Here is a 20570-nt window from a genome sequence, read left to right as displayed (position 1 = left end):
GATCGTTTCTTTTTTATCGGGCGCGAAGATACAAGTAATTCTGTTGTTTGGCTTATTATTCCTTACCTTTCCTTCATGAACTTTCTAGCACATCTCCTTCTTTCCTGTGAACAGGAGGAACTCATGATCGGTAATTTCCTCGGGGACTTTGTCAAAAACAGGGAATTGCCTCAGTTTTCGGAGGCTGTTCAGCAAGGCATAAAGTTGCATCGCTTGATCGATACGTTCACGGATGCTCACCCGCTCGTCCGGCAAGGCACCAAGCGCATCCATCATCGGCATGGCAAATATGCGGGGGTCGTCATTGATGTCCTTTACGATTATGTGCTCGCCAATCATTGGACAAGTTTCGGGCCAGGGAGCCTTAAAGAGTTCAGCCAAGGTGCTTACCGTACGCTCGAAAAACACCTCTCAATAATGCCAGAGCGCCTGCACTCCATCGTCCCTAGAATGATTGCCGATGATTGGCTGGTCAGATATGGCACCCTCGACGGCATAGCTTACACCTTCAGCCGCATCCAAAAACGTGTTTCGCGCCCCGAGTTCCTGCAGAATATACTCCTAACCATTGAGGAAGAAGAAACCGCTTTGACACAAGAATTCACAGCCTTCTTTCCTGAAATTGCCAATGAGGTAAAGGTTTTCTGTGCATGTTAGCTTTTGGGGCCATGCCTTCTCCCGACTGATGCAGTCGGGATCGGCACCGGGCTGTCTGCCGCTCCGGAGCGGCGGCCCATCCCTTGTCCTGCTCCTCCGTCCGCCGAGCTTCAGGCCCTGCCTTCCGCACTAATTTCAAGTCAAAAGCCCCGAGGAACGACGTTCCTCGGGGCTTTTAAAAAATCTTAAGTGCCTTTGGTGGTTCAAAATCTTAAATGACCTTATAATCCCTCATATGGTTCAAAAAAGCCTTTGGAGGTTCAAAAAAAACCTACCCACCAAAGAAGATACGCTTGATATCCAACCCATTCGCGAAGATCACCAAACCAATCACGATCACGAAGCCTACAATAGTGGCGTATTCCATGAATTTATCGCTGGGCTTACGACCAGATGCCGCCTCGTAAAGCAAGAACATCACGTGTCCACCATCGAGTGCCGGAATAGGTAATAAATTCATAAAGGCAAGAATCAATGACAACACAGCCGTCATGGTCCAGAATCGCTCCCAATCCCAAACAGCACCAAACATTGAACCAATGGAAGCAAATCCACCCAGGCTTTCGGAAGCCTTGATGCGCCCGCGGAACATTTGCCCGAAGGCTTTCAATTGGTCATTCAAGGTCGCCATCCCGAGTGCTGCACCTGCCGGCATGGCCTCAGCAAAAGTATACTCTTGGCGCTCTGTGCCGAAAAAGTAGTTAGGAGCAGCTGGCCTCACACCAATTTTACCATCGTCCGTAGTAGTGACTTTAATATCTTTTGGCTTACCATCCCGAATGACGCCAACCGTAACCTCTTGCGCAACAAAAGGCTTGATCTCATTGACAAAATCGGAAAAGAATGGGGTAGGAGTACCATTCAAAGAAATGATACTGTCCTTCTCTAGAATCCCAGCCACCTTAGCAGGAGATTCTTTCGAAAAATCAGCAGCTATGAAAGGTACACGAGGTACAAAAAGCAATGCTCCTTTATTTTCGTAGCTAGACAGTTCACCTACAAACCGCTCATCAATCTCAATATTGACAACCTCGCCATTACGGCGTACTTGCATAGCCTGAGCATTATTGATCACAATCTCCCGTAAGAGGGTACGGCTATTGAATTTCTCAAAATCCTGGCCATTGATAGAAAGTACATGATCGCCATCCTGTAAGCCAATTTCACGGCCTAGAGAATCAACGGCAATACCATATTCGATTCGTTCATTAGGCAGGTATTCCTGGCCATAATACCAGAGTACACAACCAAAAATGAGGAGTCCAAGGATAAAGTTGACGGTTACCCCCCCCAACATAATGATCAAACGTTGCCACGCTGGCTTGGAACGAAATTCCCATTCCTGAGGCTCGCCCGCCATTTGCTCTTTATCAAAACTCTCGTCGATCATACCACTGATCTTGACGTAGCCGCCCAGCGGTAACCAGCCAATACCGTATTCGGTTTCACCAATTTTCTTTTTAAACAAAGCAAAGCCTGGATCGAAAAAGAGGTAGAATTTCTCTACACGGGTGCCAAATAATCGGGCGGGAAAGAAGTGGCCTCCTTCGTGCAAAACAATCAAAATAGAAAGGCTCAACATCAGTTGGCCAGCCATGATCAAAATATCCATATGTTAGCGGGTAGGTTTACGTTGAAAACCCATTTTTGTTAGTTACAATCGGGAAGTACAACATTGCTCAAGAAAGAAATGTTGCCCAGAAAGTTGGCAAAGGTATTCGATTTTGATTAATTCTTTAGTTTTGCGGTCTATGCAATTGTTTTTTATACCACAGATTGACCAGGAATTCATCGACCTCCCCGCTGAGGAGGCTCGCCACGCCGTGCAAGTTTTGCGCAAGCGGGTCGGCGATGAGTTGGATATTGTTGACGGAAAAGGGGGCTGGTACAAAGGCCTCATCACCGAAACATCAAAACGCTCCTGCACCGTTCAGCTTACGCAAACACGACAAGAAACCCAGCGAGCAAACTACCATTTAACAATGGCCGTTTCTCCCACCAAAAGCAATGACCGCTTTGAATGGTTTCTGGAAAAGGCTACAGAAATTGGTGTGGATACTATCATTCCCCTAAAATGCAGTCGCACGGAACGCCCCAGGATCAGAATTGATCGCTATGAGAAAGTATTGGTATCGGCCATGAAGCAGAGTCTGCAAGCATGGCTGCCGGAACTGAAGGAGTTTACCCCTTTTGCAGACGTTGTAGCTCAATTCCAGGAAGATCAGGCTACTTATATCGGTTGGTGTAATGAGGATGTAAAAAGCCCGCTCATTGACAACTACCAGGCACCGACCAACGTTCTTATCCTGATTGGTCCGGAAGGCGATTTTACGGAAGAGGAAGTGTTGTTGGCACAAGCAAACGGCAGCCAACCAATCACTTTGGGGCCAACCCGCCTACGTACGGAAACCGCCGCCTTGGTGGCCACTCAAAGCATTGCTTTATTAAATCAACTTCTCTGACATTTTTTTGTGCTCAAAGAATTTCAAACTAAAGAAAAAATCGTGAAGATTACACAGCCTCTACTTTTTGTAATGATTGTACTGCTTGCGGGCAGTAGTTGGTCTTGGGCCCCGGTGCCACCTGCAACGGCCCCAATGAAATTGGGCTTACTAAAATACAGAGGCGGGGGAGATTGGTATGCCAACCCGACTGCTCTGCCTAATCTGGCTTCGTTTTGCAATACGCTACTCAATACCAATTTCAACGAAAGTGAATATGCGGTCGTCGAAGTAGGCAGTGCCGAGTTGTTCAACTACCCCTGGATTCACATGACGGGGCACGGAAACGTCGTCTTTTCCGATACTGAAGCAGACAATCTGCGTAACTACCTACTCGCCGGAGGTTTCCTGCATATTGATGACAACTACGGCATGGACCCTTTCGTACGCACTGCGATGAAGAAAGTGTTCCCTGAGTTAGATTTCATAGAACTGCCTTTTGAACACGCCATCTATCATCAGCGATTTGATTTCAACAACGGCTTGCCTAAAGTGCATGAGCACGACGGTGGTGCAGCCCGTGGCTTCGGGCTGATCTTCGAAGACCGTTTGGTTTGCTTCTACACCGCCGAATGTGACCTAGGTGACGGATGGGAAGATCCCGCTGTACACAAAGACCCTGAAGAGCTTCGCCAGTCCGCATTACGGATGGGAGCGAACATTATACAGTTTGCGTTTGAGCAGTAGGTTTATCTGCGAAGATTTGGAGTGGTAGGTGCTTCCAAGGGTAGCCTTTCGACAGCTTAATTAAAAATAACTTAACTTGAGAGACCATAAAATGAGTAATTACTCTACTAGGGAGTAATTACTCATTTATTAGTTAGCTATTTTTGATTTTCTGTTGAAACCTTTTTTGCACCTATTCTAATCCAAAATTCAATGCCTTCAAACAATGCACAAAGTCCAGCTGTCAATTCGCTGAACTTTCGTTCCTACTATACGCAATTAATCATCAGCGGCAAAACAGATGAGGTGATTAAACAATTGCGGCAACAACTCCCCGAGTTTGCTCCTAACCTGGAAGCACTTCAAGCACATTATGATGAAATTAAACGTCAAGCTACAAGAGCTACCATAACCCAAGAGAATTCTCGGGTAGAGACGAATCGCATCAATATGGCGCTTATTGCCTTTTTAGACGATCTAAGCAAAGGCGACAACAGCTTGGCAGCCAGTCATCTGGCCATAGGCGATGAGGCCAACAGTGTATTGGACGAAGTGCTTGATAATCAATTGGAGTTTAATAAAAACGCCGTCCGAGAAAACAAGGTATTTAGGACTGCGGTAGGTCTCCTTTTTCTCGTTGCGGTTATTTTTTCCGCTATTGTTCTTTTGCGCCATTATGATTTTCTAAAGGAAGATATCAAGGTAGTAGGGATGTTGGCGACGACTATCGCCCTGTACATCGGTATTGGAATATTGGCACTATTTGCCCTTTCACTCATCATTAAGGGCAGCTTATTCAACCAAGTATTCCTGAATTTCTCCAAGAAAACCCTAAAACGCTAAGCCATGAATTTTCTTTCCTTTTTCAAAGAAATCGACAATAAACGCCGCAAAAGTAAGCGTATCGCTATCAATCTTTTGTACTTGTTATTGCCACTTGTCATTCTGGCCAACTCCTTTACCAGTGATCGTATCATTACGGAGTGTGAAGAAATTGACCATTACAACACAGAGCTTCAAAAAGAAATTGACCTTATTACGGGTAAATATGATGCTTCTCAAGAAGAAGTCAACCTCATTACGGGAAAATACAATGATTCTAAAACCGAATCTAGAATTGCAAAAGAAAACCTAACCGAAGAAATCTTAGAACTTGAACGAGAACGAGAACTTATTAAACTAGAAATTGCAGTAATCGATAGTCAACGACTTATCATTCTACAAGGAAATGGTGAACTTGCTGAAGAAGCACAAAGGTATCGTAATGAACGCGATCAAGAGAGGCGTCGTAATAAAAACCTGGAAGAGGAATTGACTACGGTCAAAGAAGCGCGAAACAAAATGAGAGATAGAGCCAACTTGTGCGAAGCAGAAGCCCAAGAATTGACAGCTCAAGCTTCTGAATGCGCCGCTGATATTAAAACATTGAATACGAATATAACAGTCCTTCAAAATGAGAAGAGGGAGCTAGAAGTTCAGTTAAGAAATCAGTCTTCAGAAAATGCAACGTGCAGTGCTAATATTAAAACATTGAATAGGAGAATAATAGTCCTTCAAAATGAGAAGAAAGAGTTGGAGGTTCAGTTGAGTAATCAGTCTTCAACACCTACTGAATATGAAGTTGCTTTCTCTCAGGTTCTGGATGATTCCCCAGCCTTCAGTAAATCAACGGAGTGGAACTTAGATACTACTGTTAAATACGCGGTAATGGTTAATGGGAAAACTGTAACCTATGTTTGTCCGGGCGAATGCGCCAACTAAGATATTCAATGGGTGCTTGAAGTTTGCTTCCAAAACACCCAATATCTTTCCTATCTTTGTCCCGCTTTACGGTAGTTGATGTTAGTAATTAACATCAACTTTAAAAGGGAATCCGGTGAGAATCCGGAGCAGTCCCCGCTGCTGTAAGCTTCGTTGAATGTATTGTTTTTTGTGCCACTGCTAAACGCGGGAAGGCAACAATACAGAGAAGTGAGCCAGAAGACCTGCCAGTAATGCATCATAATTCTTCAAATCTTTCGGAGGAAAAGAAGGAGGAAATGCTAACCTTTACTGGTGTGCCCCGGCTATTGCGTGGGTAACTACCCAGTGTGCATTTTCCTTGTATCCTATCTGAAAGGGAAATGTAATTAATTTGATTCGTTTTGTAATTATATTGGTGTTGTTTATCCCATTTGTGCTTTCTGCGCAGGAAGAGGAAAGAGATAGTGTGCGTCATGCCGAGCTTCCATTGGTTACGGTGAAGTCGGAGAATACGACAGGGCCAGTTAGTACACCAACGCCTTATATTCAAAAATATGTAGGCCAAAGCTTGGTGGATGCATTGGAAGAAAGCGGGATGTTGTTTATCAAAACTTATGGGCTTGGCAGCCTGGCTACGGCTTCTCTACGTGGAGGAGCGGCTGGGCAAACAGCCATCACCTGGAACGGCATCGCGCTGCAAAGTCCTATGCTAGGTCTGGTGGATCTTTCGCTTATCCCAACCATCCATATCGATCAAGCTCAGGTTGATGGAGGAGGGCAGAGTGCCGCAATGGGCAGCGGTGCCGTAGCTGGAAGCATTTCTTTTAAAACAGATCGACCAGATACTGCTTTTCGGATGGCTCACCATTTCACGACGGGCAGTTTTGGGCTGTTTCATAGTGCTCATCGACTTAGTGGTGGTACCGAGAAATTACGCTTTAAGCTAAGTGCGCAGTTTGACAAAGCCACCAACGACTTCCCATTTCGCTTACGCGACGACCTCCCCGAACAACGATTGAGTCACGCAGAGTTTCAGCAGCAAGCCTGGCAGCAATCGGTATTTTGGGATTTTCATCCTAAGCACAGACTCACAGCTCACGCATGGCAACAAACTACCAACCGAAACCTACCTCCAACAACAGTAGAAAACCTAAGTTTGGCGACCCAGGAGGATCAATTCTGGCGACAGCAGCTAATTTGGCAAGCGAGAGGGCGCAAAGCTGTTTGGGAAAACCAACTGGCCTATAACAAGGAAGATATTTATTATCAAGATCCAATTGCTGGGATAGATGCGCCGAGTACTTTTAATCAACTGACTTGGCAAAGCAAACGCTACCAGACTATCGGTAATTTGGACTTGGAAAGCGGCCTTCAGTATATTCGCGCAAGTGCCGAAGCTAAAGAATATCGCCAAATACGATTGCAAGAACAAAAAGGGCTGTACCAACGATTTACCTACCATTTTACGCCCACCTTTAAGCATACACTCCTGGCGCGGATTCATCAAATAGATGACCATGACCCGCTTTGGGCATTGCGTGTGGAGATGAGCAAAGAATTTCCACAGTACTGGCGCGTGAGTGGAGCCGTTAGCCGTGATTTTCGGGTTCCCACCCTAAATGATCTTTACTGGATTCCCGGCGGCAACCCTGACCTAAAGACGGAGCTATCCTGGGCCCAGGAACTAGAAATCAATAAATACGATGATGAGGGCAGATACTTTTTTGGGGCTACCGTCTACAATCGCATGGTAGATAACTGGATACAATGGGCACAACAGGACGGCAATGTTTTCTGGTCTGCCGGCAATGTGACCCGCGTTTGGAGCCGTGGACTTGAGTTTACCGGAATACTTTCATTCCCGACAGGCAGAGGCAGGTTAGATGTTGATGCCAGGTACAATTACACCAAATCTACTTACGAAGAAGCTGTTGTTAATCCAGCGATTGAGAAAGGAACGCAGCTATGGTATACCCCCATTCATTTGGCCAACCTACAGCTGAGTTGGGAAGTCGGCCATTTCCTTTTCCGGTATACCCATCGCTACGTAAGTGAAACAGAAGGTGTGAATGCAGACTTGGCGGCTTATCAATTAGGCGATTTTCATCTCATTTGGCAAAAGCTTGAAAAAGAGACCGGCTTTCGCTGCTTTCTGGAAGTCAACAACCTTTGGAATACGACGTATCGGGTCATAGAAAGAAGAGCCATGCCGGGTAGGCATCTGCGGGTGGGTATCCAAACAGATTTTTTGCTTAAAACATAACAACAAAACCATTTTATGAAAAACAATCTACTATTTTTCGTGCTGCTTTTTGCCGGCGTACTGTCTGCTCAAACGACCACTGATTTCGAAGACATGGGGTTAAGTCAGGGAGAATTCAACAACCAAGCTCCTGATGGCACTTTCACAAGCGGAAGTGTAAGCTTGGGTAATTTCTATGATGAAGTTTACGACTACTGGGGAGGTTGGGCCATTTCTGCAACTACCGACACCTCTACTCCCGGATACACCAACCAGTATTCCTCGGCAGCAGGGGAGGGCGCAAATGGCAGCACTACTTATGCGCTTACTTACGCGTTTTTTCCAGAGCGTATACAATTAACTGGTGATGCAGCAGGCGCGCCCGTAAACAGTATTTACGTCAACAACAACACTTACGCCTACTTGAGCATGCTAAATGGCGGTAACCCTGCCAAACGCTTCGGTGGAGAAACGGGCGATGATCCAGACTTTTTCCTTCTCACCATCCAAGGGGAGCTTGGGGGCGAAATCAAAGACGAAGTCATTGAATTTTACCTTGCTGACTATCGCTTTGCAGACAACAGTGAAGATTATATCGTAACCGACTGGACGCAGATAGACCTAACTCCTTTGGGAAATGTGGATCACTTGATCTTAGGGTTGACTTCTTCCGACAATAGCCAGGAATTTGGCATGAATACGCCTGCCTATATTTGTGTAGATGATATTACAACCAGCGATATGCCTTTGAATGTACGGAACCAGCAACTGGATTGGAATGTAGCGCTATATCCAAACCCGGCACACGATTACCTCCAACTAGAATGGCCAGTGGCTACTACTGGTACCGCAAACATTTTTAATACAAATGGGCAATTGGTTAAATCAGTTCATTTGTCTACTGGGGTGAACAAGATTGATATCAAAACACTTTCTAGTGGTCAGTATTCGCTGCGGTTTACAAATGGTGAACAGTGGAATGTGCAACGTTTTATGAAGTTGTAGACTTCGCCGAACCCTTAGTCTTAAAATTAGGTTTCGCGGGCTTCAGTCCGCATGGATTTTTACTGCATTCAAAGTGCGGACTGAAGCCCGCGAAACCTGATTGTAGCAAACTGGCCAGTTGGTTTTGTGTTTTTAATGTCAAATCTTATTTAGACTAAATCAAAATAATAAATCGTTTACTATATTTGCAATTCTAATTACAGACGATGAATAATCTTAGTAAACAGCTTGCCACCATCTGCCTGGATGATCTTAGTTCACAGGAACAGTCAGATCCTTTAGTACTAGGGATGGGCTTGCAAAAGGGTGAACTCCAGGAGTATATTTCCAGTGCGAGTCCAATTGCCTTGCAACAAGCAGAAAATAAGTGGTTATCGGCACTTTGGGTCACCCCTCCATCGGATAGTAGGACGGGAGAACTTGTTTACGTTGCCAAAGACTGTCCAACTAAAAAGATGGCACTCATAACGGCTAACTATTATCGTTTGCACTGTCTGATCAACAAGTCGAACACGGACTTTTATACCTCTCAACCGTAATTCTTAGGTCATGGCTATTAAAAAAAGCAACCAGGAAGGTACACTTCCCTCAGAAGTACGATTCCCTTGTCCGATTGCCACCGTACAGGGTAAGAAGCTCAAAAAGAAATGTTGTAAAAAACACAAAAAAGGAAAGCGTTGTGGCCGCTGTCCTAATGGATAATCTTTTCCTATCTTGGCAGGATGAAAATTCTGCATACCTCTGATTGGCATCTTGGGCAGCGACTCCTGCAAATGGACCGTCACGAAGAGTTTCGGATGGCCCTCGATTGGCTACATTCTGTCATTGAGAAAGAAAAGATTGAGGTGCTCTTGGTAGCTGGTGATATTTTTGACATTGGCAACCCTCCCAACCAGGCGAGGCAGCTTTATTACCGCTTTCTTCGCCGTTTACTAAATTCTACCTGTCGGCACATTGTAATTACTGGGGGCAATCATGACTCTCCGGCAATGCTCAATGCTCCACGAGAACTTTTGGAAAGCTTCAATATTCACGTTATTGGTGCCGCTACGGATAATATTGAAGAAGAGTTGCTGGTTTTAAAAAACGACAAAGGGGAGGAAGAATTAATTGTAGCGGCGGTTCCCTTTTTGAGAGACCGGGACCTCCGCATCACCAAAGTAGGAGAGGAGCAACAAAGCCGCCAAGCTCGACTTCAAGAAGGTCTCCAGCAGCATTACCAAAGCCTGGCAGAATTGGCCCAACCTTATGCTGACAAAGGGTTACCAGTCATCGCGATGGGGCATCTTTACGCGAAAGGGTCGGTAGCTTCCGACAAACAAGACAATATCTACGTTGGTAATCGAGAAAACATGGAAGCTGGGCAGTTTCCAGCTGCTTTTGATTACGTCGCCTTGGGCCATATTCACCGGGCACAAAAGGTAGAGGACGTCGATCACGTTCGTTATTCGGGTTCTCTTGTGCCTTTAAGTTTTAGCGAAACCAAAGATGATAAGCAAGTATTTATCCTCCACTTCTCCGGCAAAGCATTGACACAGATTGAAGCGAAATCTGTAGAAAATTTCCGTCGTTTAAAAACCATCCAAGGCGATTTAGAAGACGTTCAGCAAAAGCTGGATCGGTTTGCCGCAAAAATGGACCGCCCCTTACCTTCCTGGGTAGAGGTAATTATCGACACCGAAGATTACGTTCCTCAACTCGACCAAATTCTGCGGGACTATTGCCAGGAGATGCCACTGGAGTTGGTAAAAATCAGAATTAACCGGCCTTACCGTGAGTTGGCGCATACCCTCGCAGAAGTCCCCGACTTAGAGGACCTAGACGTAGAAGAAGTCTTTCGACAAAAATGCCTTAGCCAAGGCGAGCTCCCCGAAGAAAAGCTGGAAGAATTAGTGACAACTTTTCGGGAGTTACAAAACTGGATGGCGGAACAAGAAGCATGAGGATACTACGTATACATATCAAAAACCTGAACTCCCTCCGGCTGCAAACGACCATCGATTTTGAGCAGCCGCCACTGGCGCATGCCGATATTTTTGCCATTACGGGAAATACCGGGGCAGGGAAGACGACTATCCTGGATGCCATAACATTGGCCCTTTACGGGAAAGTAGCCCGTGATAAAGATGCCCACAAGGAAGTACTCAGCTACGGCACCACCGAATGCTTAGCGGAAGTAGAGTTTATTGCTGACGACGAACGATACCTCGCTAGATGGGGCATGCACCGGGCTCGCAACAAGGTAGACGGCAACCTGCTGGCACCAGAAAGAGAGTTGGCAAAATGGTCAGCAGAAAAGCAGAACTTCCTGCCCATCGCCGAGAAAATCAGGGAAATCGATGAAGCGATAAAAGAAATTACAAAACTTGATTTCGAGCGCTTTACCCGCTCCGTTCTACTATCGCAAGGAGATTTTGCGGCTTTCCTGAAGGCCAGTGATAAAGAGCAGAGCGACTTGCTGGAGCGAATCACCGGCACAGCGATTTATTCTCAAATTTCAACGGCTGCATTTGAGCGCTATCGCCTGGAGGAGCAGCAACTGAAGAACTTGCAAGAGCAACAGGCTCAATTGGGCTTACTGGAAGGCGAGGCCATCACCAATGAAATGTTAGCTGATGCAAGAAAACAGGTAGAAGAACAAAGCAAAAAATTAGAGAAAATCCAGGCCGTTGTACAGCAATTTGAGCGATGGCAGGAAGCTTCTGGAAAAATTCAAGCCATTGAAGCTGAACAGGCGCAGCTTCAGCAAGAAAAAGATGCCTTTGCTCCCGAAGCATTGCGGCTAGCACAATCTTTAAAACTACAGCCCCAGCGAGAAGCTTTTCAGGAACTAACTTTCCGCCAAGAAAAAAACGAAGGCTTATCTAAGCAAGTCATCAGCCTTCAAGAAAAAGAAGAAGCACAAACCAATAATATAAAAAGACTAGCGGAGCAAGTAAAAGCAGCCAAGCAGCAGCATAGCTTGCTAAAGTCATCCGCAAAGAAGAAAGAACTTATTTTCCGACAGGCAGAAATCCTGGAAGAGCAGATCAAAGGTCTCCATAGACAGATCAGTGCTTCGAAGTCTGCATTACAGCATGGTATTCAGGAAGAAGAAACCCTCAAAGCTGCGCTAAAAACCTGCACTGAAAAGCAACTGGGCCTTGGTCAGGAAAAGGAAAAAGTACAGACATGGCTGGAAAAACATGAAAGGTACAACTCCCTTCCTGCTCGGCTACCGCTCATTGAACGCGAAAGAGAAAGTTTACGGGCAGTGTACCTTGAGTTGGATAAATACCAAAAGCAGCAACTGCAACTTCTTGGCCAACAAAAAGAGCAAGTAGCACTGACGGAAGAACTAGAGAAAGCCTACGTATCATTAGAAAAAAGGCAACTCCAGGAACAACGAGCTTTTGATGAATTACTCCCTCAAAACTTTAATCCCGAAGAACAAGACAGCACCCAGCGGTTTAATAATGCCATCATTGAACTGCAAGAAAAGAAACAATTGCTCTTGCAATTAAAAACGCTTGATGAAGCTTATCAGGAGCTGTTGAAGGAGCAAGAGCAGTACGAAGAACGACTTTCTGGATTGAGTGCCAGACAACAGTCTAACAACAAGCTTCTTTTGAATCTGGTGGAAGAGCGAGAACAGGTTCAGGAAGCGCTAGACTTCCGCCGAAATATTTACCAGCAACAGCAATTGATTGCGAATTACGAGAAGGACCGGGAGACCTTAAAAGCTGGTGACCCTTGCCCACTGTGTTTGTCAACTGATCATCCTTTCCATGAGCATCCGGTAAAACCGTTTGTAGACCAGGCAAAAGACGATCTAACCAAGATAGAAAACCAATATCAGCAACTAAAAGAAAAGGAAAGGAAGGTCTTACAAGAAGAAACAGAGCTCAGCCAAGAGATAGATTTGCTTTATGGCGACGATTTGAAGCCGCTCAGTGGTCGCATCAACGAGCAACGCAACAAACTTTTGAAGTACGAAGAACAGATAGCGGGCTTGGTGCATCCTGGTCAAGATGGTGTGTTTACTGCTCGGGGGCAAGCACTTTCTTCACAAATCGAAACAATCGAACAGCAGCTTAGCCAGTGGCGGAAGGTACAAGCTGCTTTAGAGGATTTAGGCAAAAAACTAAGAACGACCACAGAAGAGCTTCAGGTGACAGAACGCAACTATCTGAATAATAAAGCAAAGCTCGAAACAATTGAGGTGCAGTTGCAGCGGGCAGAAAATGATCTGAAGCAAGAACAAGAAAAATTCACAAATGCCCAACAGGAGCTTCAAGCCTACCTTACGCCGCTGGGTTTCACCTTTGACCTTTCGACTGCAAGAGATACTTTTGACCAATTGACCACATTAGCAGAAGGTTACCGAACGCATACGGAACGAAGCCAACAATTGGTGAATGAACTATCGGTAGCCTTATCTCAGAAAGAAGGAGCACAAACAGCACTGGACAAGCATCTTAAAAGCTTGATTAAAAGCAGAGAAGCTCTATCTCTTTTGGAAAGCCAAAGCGCAAAATTACAGAAAGGGAGAACAAAGTTACTGGATGGACAAAGTGTAGAGGAGGCTCGCAAAGAATTGGAAGAAAAACTGAGCAACGCCGAAAACAGCTGGGAAAAACTGCAACAGCAAACACAAGAACAAAAGGAAATTAATGTTGCCACCCGACAGTCCATTAAGGATACCCAAATCCAAATCAGCGAAGGAGAATTAGCGATTAAGCAGCTAAGCGACCAACTGCTACTAGCTAGTAAAAAGTTAGGTTATGCAGATATAGCCGCTGCTCAAAAAGACTTGCTACTCGCGAAGGAGGAACAAGCTTTGCAAAATCGCCAGCAAGCGCTTCAGCAAAAAATCGCGGAAAGTAATAGAGCGCTGAAAGAAGCCACCACTGAAGAACAAAAGTTCCGCCCAAAAGAAGAGGAGTTAAACAACCAAGAAGAGAATCGCCAACAGCTAAGTGCGGCCAAAGAACAGCAAGAACAAGCTTTGGTTGCCTTGGGCCAAATGGAGCAGCAACACCGCCAGCAATTGGCCAGAGAAGCTCAATTCAAGGAACTCTTAGAAAAAATTGAAACCCAAAGGCAGAATTTCAACCGTTGGGCACAGCTCAATGAAGTGATAGGGCAGAAAGACGGCAAGAAGTTTCGCAGTTTTGCACAAGGGCTAACCCTTCAGCGTCTGGTTGTTTTAGCCAATCAGCATTTGGAGCGACTCAATGGTCGCTACCTCATCAGCAAGAAACCACAGGCCGAATTAGAACTGGAGATTATTGATACTTTCCAGGCGGATAACCACCGTAGTATGTTCACCCTCAGCGGAGGAGAATCCTTCCTGATAAGTCTTGCGCTGGCTTTGGGCTTATCGGACCTGGCAGGGCGGCACGCACAGATTCAATCCTTGTTTATTGATGAAGGTTTTGGTACCCTTGACGAGCACAGTCTCGACTTGGCCATTAGCACTTTGGAGAATTTACAATCAAGTGGAAAAACGATTGGTATCATCTCTCACGTAAAAGCATTGAAGGAACGGATTGGTGTTCAGATTCAATTACAGAAACAGAGCAATGGGTTTAGTCACTTGGAAATAAGAGGCTAGATATTAATACCTGTCGAAAAACAACCTTTACTGGTCTAATTTTAGCATCTTTTCGCCTTGGTTTAGGTTTCTTCGATAGTAACAATTATTATTGTGAAGTTGTATTTGTATAAAACATAGTTTAGATGAAAGACTTTTTTGGTGCCCACCACGGCCTTGATGAACGCAGCATGGAATCGCTGGTAGGTGCTTTAGAGCGGGAGAACCTGCCAGGCTTTGATTATTTGGAATTCAAGCAATCCCTGGAACGCTTGCAGGCCTTGGATATAGAGGAAGAGGTAGCTTTTAAATCTGCTTTTGCAACAGCTTCTACCATGGGGCTAACAAAGGAGAAACTACTAAAAACAGCTGCTCATTATAAGAACGTACTGGACAAAGAGAAAGTAAGCTTTGATGCAGCACTAAAGAAGCAGATCAAAGCCAAAATTGACGGTAAACGTAAAGAAGTAGAAATCCTACGTAAACGTTTAACGGAGTACGAAGCAAAGATTCAAGAGTTACAAAAACTCAAAGCAGCCGCTGAGAAAACCATCTCGGAAGCTGATGCAACCATAGAATCGGCACAAGATAGTATCAACGATGTTCATCAGCGTTTTGAAGCAACACTAAAAGCGCTACACAACCAGATTGATCAAGACGTCACCGATATTGATCGTTTCCTTTAAGAACAGCACGAAAATAAAAAATCGCGTTTTATTTTCTGCGCAATACTTAATTAACTACCCACTAGCTTAAAATCAACGAATATGTCTACGGAAATGCCTAACATGGGTAAAGAAAAATCTTTCTGGAAACGACCAGAAGGGATTACCGGTTTATTTTTTCTTGCTGCACTGGTAGCTGGCGCAGGTTATCTACTGACCACAGTTAATTGGGGAGCAATATTTGCGAATACGCTTTATTTGGCAGGTACCCTTGCCGTTGTAGGTGTTGTCGCCTATATGGTGCTTGATCCTAAAATGAGAGGATTAATTGGCTATGCTTACAAAAGCTTCATGCGCGGGCTTACAGGGATTTTTGTCAACATTGATCCTATTGGGATTTTAAAATCCTACATTGAAGATCTGGAAAGCAACCTTGGAAAAATGCGCACTCAAATAGGGAAGCTTCGCGGCCAGATGCGCCACATGCTGGGCCTTATTGAGGGCAACGAAGCCGAAATCAATAAGCAAATGAAACTGGCCAGTGCCGCTAAGGCGAAAAACATGGACCAGCAAATGGTACTTGCTTCTCGTAAAGCAGCTCGCCTGAAAGAAAGTAACGCAAAATATCAAGCGCTACACTCGCGAATGGAAGTGATGTCTCGCATTTTAAATAAGATGCATGACAACTCTGAAATCCTGCTGGAAGACACTAAAGATCAGGTTAAACTCAAGGAACAGGAGCGCAAGGCTATTCGTGCTTCTCATTCTGCTATGCAGTCTGCGATGAGCGTTATTTCTGGTGACCCTGATAAGCGTGCAATGTTTGACATGGCAATGGAAGCTGTAGCAGAAGACGTAGCCAGCAAAGTAGGGGAAATGGAGCGCTTCATGGAAATGTCGGCCAACTTTATGGATTCTGTTGACTTGCAAAACGGTGTTTTTGAAGAAGACGGCCTCCGGATGCTTGAGCAATGGGAACAGCAAAGTACCTTGATGTTGCTAGGAGAAGGAGAGCGTACGAATACGCTTGACCTTGGCTCTGCTCCAAAGCGCACTGCCCAAGGGCAAGAACGAACCGATGGCGCTTCAGAAGGCTACGACAACTTGTTCAAATAGCATTAGTATTGCGCAGAAAAGAAAACGCGATTTTTTTTTCGTGCTGTTCTTTAGGCCTCAAAATCTCTAAGTACCTGGTACATTGAGCTTTCTACTTAAACGGTGTGTGCGTTGGATCATCTTCCTCGTACACACCGTTTGCTATTGAAATATCTTCGAGTTCCTTGATCAGTTGCTCTGCTTTCTTGGCACGCCGGCGAGGGCTTATCGTATAAAGGGTGTAGTTGACCAATCCATCATCCAGAAATGCTCGATCCTTAGGGTCACGAGCGAAGAAACCAACAACCGCCAAGTGGTTTTCGTCACCATCAATATCGAAGGAAAAAACATAAGCCCTGCGCGGTTCTCCTCTAAATAAGGTCTCGACAATATCTAGTAATTCCAGTCTCGACACTTCTCCAGTAGGAGATACTTTTTCCATAAACAGATAACGGGCAATGGTTTCCTCTTCATAGTATTTGCCGCTAATATCTTGTAACAAGTCGAATTCGTTCAACAATCTCAGAAAAGGAACCTTTAAACGCTCGTCTTTGAGCATTTTTTTCCATTTTCTTTTAGAAGTTACTTCCCCGTTTTCAAATAGATAAGCAGCAGCTTCCAAGCTAGCCCAATCAACTGCTGAACGCTCATAATAGGAGATAGCCATATTAAGCACCTCATCCTTGAAAGGGAGCATACGGTAAAGGCCAAATACCGCTTTCGGAACTTCATCTCCCTGAGCAGCTGTCCAGGAGGCTAGTCGCTGAAACCCACGGTTGATAAATAATTGCTGGTTACCCAGCACTAGGGCTTTGTCTACTGAATCCTGCACAAGCACTTGCCGTGCAAGTTCCCACAACAAAAGTGGCTCTTGTTCATTGGTAAGCAACTTGACAAAACTGGGCCAATAAGTCTTTACTAGCGCTGGGTTTTGATCAAAAGGAGCCAAGGCAGTCTCCGCCAGGGTAGGAGAGGGTTGCCCCTTCTGCTCCAAAAGCCGGAACAACAGTTGGTACCCCTCTGGTTGATCAGCAGTAGCCAATGCCGAGACAATGGCCAAACGTAGTGTCTCACCAAGTCGGTCATCCTGGCAAATCTGTTGAAGAACCTGTTGGCCATATTCTCCTTCGCTTAAAAACGCAGGGATAAGCTTGTCCGTTATTTGCTGCGCCAGCTCAGATTGCTCCCAGCTATTGTCTAAAAAAACATTTCTCAAAAGCGGCAAGTCATCCTGATCCAATGCCAACTCAGCGTCAAGGACTTTTAATACTTCTTTTAAACGTATACTATCTTGCGTTTGCAAGGCTTCGCAAAGGACTTCTGTCCGAGGAGAAAACAAATTAAAGGAGGAAAACGAACGTTGCCAGTTGTCATCTTGAAAGAAGAGAGAAGCATTTTCTCCGTTCAATTCTGCCTGCGGAGCTACCATTTGCTTCCTTACCCAATAGCGCCCATGATGGTAGTGTTGAATTCTCTTTTGGAGTTGTGCATGGCCAGTGCTATAGTGTTTTTCATAAGCGATATGTCCAGATGCTAAATAAGTTTCGGTGTCCTTGGTAAATTCATCATTGGCGTGAATCAAAGGAGCAATGCCTTGCTCAATAAAGCTTATACTGTCTTTTATACTGATCGATGAGGGGTAAAGGAACACATCTACAAGATAAGTAGCGCTGGTTCCGGGATCCACTCCTCCTACTTGGTATTGAATTTTTGCCATTTGTGTATCATCGCTCCGTAAGTCGACAACTTTGGCTGTAGCTTCCGTGGGTAAAGAAACAGATAAGACATCTTTTACAAGTTCAACCGAATTCGATGGCACGCCCACCAGCGGAAGTAACTTAAATGAGGATTGAAATTTCTTGGTCGTTTTACTTTTCGCTAAATCTACCTGACTCAGTAAGTAAATGCGGTTGGCACGGGTTATCAATTGGCCAGAAAATAGTAACCCCTTGTCGGCGAACTCTCCCTCAAGTTTCCAGCGTGGAACCCCTTGCAATGAATCCCGACTGGTCACCTGGATATCTATTCCATATAATCCTTCAAGGTATTCCAGCCCTTCTTGAAACTGGGTAGCCTCATTCTCTTGCTGCTGCCCAGGCAAGTAATCATAATATTGACACCAAACGGACGCGGCTGGTTCTTCAAAGCCTGCACGGTATAAGTGCAGTGGATAATCGTTCTCTTTTTCGTAGGGGTACCTTTCATTTACCTCTGAAGAAGAGTAAGCATAATGACCTGGAAGCCGGAGCTGAAAACCTCCCAAAGTATCCTTTACGGTCACCCATTTATTATTACTCTTTTTTAAGAGTTGAAACTTACTCAAAAAGGTATCTATATCTGTCAACGTCTCCAGTGTCTCTTGTTGATAGGTGCCTACCTGAAGGTAGTAGAGTGTTTGATCATAGTTGAAAGTATAACCCCGGTAAAATTCCAATTCATCATTCGGCTTAATCATGTCATAGCGAAACCCTTCTAAACCATTGTGGTTGATAGGTGTCTTCTCTTCTATCTCATAACCATCTTGTACAAAAAAGGCATCATCAAAGTCATCATAATCCAGCGGGAGTAAATTCGAGGTTAAAATCAAGTAAGAAGCACCTCTACCAATGTCGAAAGAAATGTAAGAGGTATTAGCACCTTCGTTACTTTGAAAAAGAAAGTCAATAGGCATCCCAAAAGAGAATAAACCATTGGCGTCATTTTTAACGGGCCAAGGACGCTCTATTTCAGGAATCAAAGTGCTGTCAGCAAGGCCAGTAAATGTGGGGGTAACTCGCCGCAATGTATAGCCAGCCTTTTTCAATAGCTCAATAACACCTTCTTCTCCAGGTAAATGAGCGGCACCGACAATGCTAAAGAGGCGTTCATTGGGCATAATTTCTTGCATTCGCTCCACCATGATGTAATTACGAGCAATAAGCGCCAATTGATTAAACTCTCTGGGGTCTCTCTCAATAAATGTCGCAATGGGACCTAAATCGCCAGCGTAATACAGTCGCAGTAACTCATCCGGGTTACGGCCAAACCAGGAAAAGTTCATTTGCTTCCCAGAGAGCGTAGATTCTTCATTTTCATAAAGGTGATTATCGATTTCTTCCAGGCCATAGTGTGTTTTCCCAAACCTTCGGCCAACCTCCATAAGGTAAGCATCCAGCATGGTAGGCATAAAGCCACTATTACGAAGGTCTTCTCCATCACTCAACCCTTTGAGTAGCCTACGGAAGTCCAGCGTGGTAGAATCAGATGCTGAGCTTACTTTATTGGTATCTGGCAAGAGAATCTTTTCCTGAATGAATTGGATATAAGCCGAATCGGCAACCACCTCTTCATTGCCAGCATATAACTCCAAAATACGCAGCATCGCAGAATCCAAATGGACTTCATTGGCAACAGCATCACAAGCTTGCAGGCAAATCAATAAGGAATCAGGAAATTCAAAGACGGATTTATACCGCACATGCATCGAACCAAACACATAAGAAGGTGCTTCAAGCTCATTTCCACTGATTTCCCAAAGCAAGGCATAATCGCTCCGTGAGGTATCCTGGGGGAATTGCGCGAGCAGGGGAAAGCTTAGACAAATGAATAATATTCCGAAGAAAATAGAAGGAAACGAGGAGTCAAAACGGCCAAACCAAAAATGCATGTGTTGGGGATTTGCAGATAGAACGTAAATAGCCGCCGCTTATGTATTCAAAGAAAATCATCATAAATAACGGGGTAGGGGAGTTCTCTCTCTTTCATGACCTGCACATAAAGCGCTACGTCTTTTATATTCCAGGATATTAATTGTTCTAATTCTTCTTTGTTTGGTAATCCCGAAGGCCTGGAGGTAACGTTTTTGAATGGAATTGAAACATTCGGCCAGTCTAATTTATTGGCTAGTAGTTTCAAGTCACTTTCAAAGTTATCCTGAATACCAATGAAGAAAAAATCTTGAAGTACAGCTCCGTTAAGAAAAAGGTCCATTCTATTTTGGCATTCTGGAAGCGCAGCGTATTCCATTAGTGTTTGATGGCTTCGGTGCTTGTTTCGTTCATAATCCAGTGGGTTCCTCTCAGGGTGATCAAACAATGCTTTAAAAAAGTGGTAGTTGGATAAAATTCGTTTTACCGGATCGCGTAACCAAGTTATTAATTTAGTACCTGTTGTTTGGTGCAAGTGTTTTATTTCTAGATAATGAAAGTGTCCGTGAAGAACAGTCACCCTATCAGAGGTATATGGTGCAAATACGCCAGCTAAACTAGTTTCAGCAATAAGGTCCCTTCGCCGATAAGACTTACTAAGTTTATCACCATAAACTTGCTTTAGAATAGCATATAAAGTCGTTCCTCCAGTTTTGGGAATATGTATGGAAATAATATCCATGATTAACTAGCGACCGTTTGAGCCTTTTTTCTTTGAAAGAGAATCAAAATCTA

Annotated in this window: 15 protein-coding genes and 1 riboswitch; of the genes, 12 read left to right on the top strand and 3 right to left on the bottom strand. The window is 44.6% G+C overall.

Annotated features, from left to right (window positions below; genetic code table 11):
• Positions 1 to 75 precede the first annotated feature (75 nt).
• The gene (locus A3EU_RS33525) at positions 76 to 657 is read left to right on the top strand and encodes an acyl carrier protein phosphodiesterase (RefSeq protein WP_026211627.1); all 582 of its coding nucleotides are present in this window, start codon (positions 76 to 78) and stop codon (positions 655 to 657) included.
• A gap of 271 nt (positions 658 to 928) precedes the next feature.
• Here A3EU_RS33525 and rseP read toward each other — a convergent pair whose 3' ends face one another.
• Entirely contained in the window at positions 929 to 2269 is a 1341-nt protein-coding gene (gene rseP / locus A3EU_RS0128185; protein WP_020539536.1) for an RIP metalloprotease RseP, read from the bottom strand.
• Positions 2270 to 2408: 139 nt separating this feature from the next.
• Between rseP and A3EU_RS0128180 the strand changes: the two genes are divergently transcribed.
• From A3EU_RS0128180 to A3EU_RS0128125, 11 genes are all read left to right on the top strand, one after another.
• The gene (locus A3EU_RS0128180) at positions 2409 to 3119 is read left to right on the top strand and encodes a 16S rRNA (uracil(1498)-N(3))-methyltransferase (RefSeq protein WP_020539535.1); all 711 of its coding nucleotides are present in this window, start codon (positions 2409 to 2411) and stop codon (positions 3117 to 3119) included.
• A 48-nt stretch (positions 3120 to 3167) separates the two neighbouring features.
• Positions 3168 to 3845: a DUF4159 domain-containing protein gene (locus A3EU_RS0128175; protein WP_026211626.1), complete on the top strand. Its 678-nt coding sequence runs from the start codon at positions 3168 to 3170 to the stop codon at positions 3843 to 3845.
• 192 nt (positions 3846 to 4037) lie between these two features.
• Complete coding sequence (locus A3EU_RS0128170; protein WP_020539533.1) at positions 4038 to 4667, top strand: hypothetical protein; 630 nt, start codon at positions 4038 to 4040, stop codon at positions 4665 to 4667.
• A gap of 3 nt (positions 4668 to 4670) precedes the next feature.
• The gene (locus A3EU_RS0128165) at positions 4671 to 5585 is read left to right on the top strand and encodes a hypothetical protein (RefSeq protein WP_020539532.1); all 915 of its coding nucleotides are present in this window, start codon (positions 4671 to 4673) and stop codon (positions 5583 to 5585) included.
• A 53-nt stretch (positions 5586 to 5638) separates the two neighbouring features.
• Positions 5639 to 5831: riboswitch (cobalamin riboswitch) on the top strand.
• A 127-nt stretch (positions 5832 to 5958) separates the two neighbouring features.
• Positions 5959 to 7830: a TonB-dependent receptor plug domain-containing protein gene (locus A3EU_RS0128160; protein WP_026211625.1), complete on the top strand. Its 1872-nt coding sequence runs from the start codon at positions 5959 to 5961 to the stop codon at positions 7828 to 7830.
• A 15-nt stretch (positions 7831 to 7845) separates the two neighbouring features.
• On the top strand, positions 7846 to 8814 hold the full coding sequence (locus A3EU_RS32245; protein ID WP_020539530.1) for a T9SS type A sorting domain-containing protein: 969 nt from the start codon (positions 7846 to 7848) through the stop codon (positions 8812 to 8814).
• A gap of 206 nt (positions 8815 to 9020) precedes the next feature.
• Entirely contained in the window at positions 9021 to 9353 is a 333-nt protein-coding gene (locus A3EU_RS0128150) for a hypothetical protein (protein ID WP_020539529.1), read from the top strand.
• A 183-nt stretch (positions 9354 to 9536) separates the two neighbouring features.
• On the top strand, positions 9537 to 10757 hold the full coding sequence (locus tag A3EU_RS0128140) for an exonuclease SbcCD subunit D C-terminal domain-containing protein (protein WP_020539527.1): 1221 nt from the start codon (positions 9537 to 9539) through the stop codon (positions 10755 to 10757).
• The gene (locus A3EU_RS0128135; protein WP_020539526.1) at positions 10754 to 14410 is read left to right on the top strand and encodes an AAA family ATPase; all 3657 of its coding nucleotides are present in this window, start codon (positions 10754 to 10756) and stop codon (positions 14408 to 14410) included. Before A3EU_RS0128140 ends, A3EU_RS0128135 begins: the two co-directional genes overlap by 4 nt.
• A gap of 125 nt (positions 14411 to 14535) precedes the next feature.
• Positions 14536 to 15075, top strand: coding sequence for a hypothetical protein (locus tag A3EU_RS0128130; protein WP_020539525.1), 540 nt, complete (start codon positions 14536 to 14538; stop codon positions 15073 to 15075).
• Between the two features lie 81 nt (positions 15076 to 15156).
• On the top strand, positions 15157 to 16170 hold the full coding sequence (locus A3EU_RS0128125) for a PspA/IM30 family protein (RefSeq protein WP_020539524.1): 1014 nt from the start codon (positions 15157 to 15159) through the stop codon (positions 16168 to 16170).
• 91 nt (positions 16171 to 16261) lie between these two features.
• Here A3EU_RS0128125 and A3EU_RS0128120 read toward each other — a convergent pair whose 3' ends face one another.
• Together A3EU_RS0128120 and A3EU_RS0128115 are read right to left on the bottom strand one after the other, a co-directional pair.
• Positions 16262 to 19795: a TraB/GumN family protein gene (locus A3EU_RS0128120; protein ID WP_020539523.1), complete on the bottom strand. Its 3534-nt coding sequence runs from the start codon at positions 19793 to 19795 to the stop codon at positions 16262 to 16264.
• Between the two features lie 47 nt (positions 19796 to 19842).
• Positions 19843 to 20517 carry a sulfotransferase domain-containing protein gene (locus A3EU_RS0128115; protein WP_020539522.1) on the bottom strand — a complete coding sequence of 225 codons (675 nt, stop codon included), beginning with the start codon at positions 20515 to 20517 and terminating at the stop codon, positions 19843 to 19845.
• Positions 20518 to 20570: the final 53 nt, after the last annotated feature.

The sequence above is a fragment of the Lewinella cohaerens DSM 23179 genome, assembly GCF_000379805.1.
Lineage (GTDB): Bacteria > Bacteroidota > Bacteroidia > Chitinophagales > Saprospiraceae > Lewinella > Lewinella cohaerens.
Note: the sequence above shows the minus strand (reverse complement) of the source record. Positions and strands in the feature narration are given on the sequence as shown.

Bases quoted from the DNA above. Each gene is read 5' to 3' on its own strand.
- rseP (WP_020539536.1), bottom strand. From the start codon at position 2,269: ATGGATATTTTGATCATGGCTGGCCAACTGATGTTGAGCCTTTCTATT.
- A3EU_RS0128115 (WP_020539522.1), bottom strand. From the start codon at position 20,517: ATGGATATTATTTCCATACATATTCCCAAAACTGGAGGAACGACTTTA.
- A3EU_RS32245 (WP_020539530.1), top strand. From the start codon at position 7,846: ATGAAAAACAATCTACTATTTTTCGTGCTGCTTTTTGCCGGCGTACTG.
- A3EU_RS0128140 (WP_020539527.1), top strand. From the start codon at position 9,537: ATGAAAATTCTGCATACCTCTGATTGGCATCTTGGGCAGCGACTCCTG.
- A3EU_RS33525 (WP_026211627.1), top strand. From the start codon at position 76: ATGAACTTTCTAGCACATCTCCTTCTTTCCTGTGAACAGGAGGAACTC.
- A3EU_RS0128130 (WP_020539525.1), top strand. From the start codon at position 14,536: ATGAAAGACTTTTTTGGTGCCCACCACGGCCTTGATGAACGCAGCATG.
- A3EU_RS0128180 (WP_020539535.1), top strand. From the start codon at position 2,409: ATGCAATTGTTTTTTATACCACAGATTGACCAGGAATTCATCGACCTC.
- A3EU_RS0128150 (WP_020539529.1), top strand. From the start codon at position 9,021: ATGAATAATCTTAGTAAACAGCTTGCCACCATCTGCCTGGATGATCTT.
- A3EU_RS0128125 (WP_020539524.1), top strand. From the start codon at position 15,157: ATGTCTACGGAAATGCCTAACATGGGTAAAGAAAAATCTTTCTGGAAA.
- A3EU_RS0128120 (WP_020539523.1), bottom strand. From the start codon at position 19,795: ATGCATTTTTGGTTTGGCCGTTTTGACTCCTCGTTTCCTTCTATTTTC.
- A3EU_RS0128165 (WP_020539532.1), top strand. From the start codon at position 4,671: ATGAATTTTCTTTCCTTTTTCAAAGAAATCGACAATAAACGCCGCAAA.
- A3EU_RS0128135 (WP_020539526.1), top strand. From the start codon at position 10,754: ATGAGGATACTACGTATACATATCAAAAACCTGAACTCCCTCCGGCTG.
- A3EU_RS0128170 (WP_020539533.1), top strand. From the start codon at position 4,038: ATGCCTTCAAACAATGCACAAAGTCCAGCTGTCAATTCGCTGAACTTT.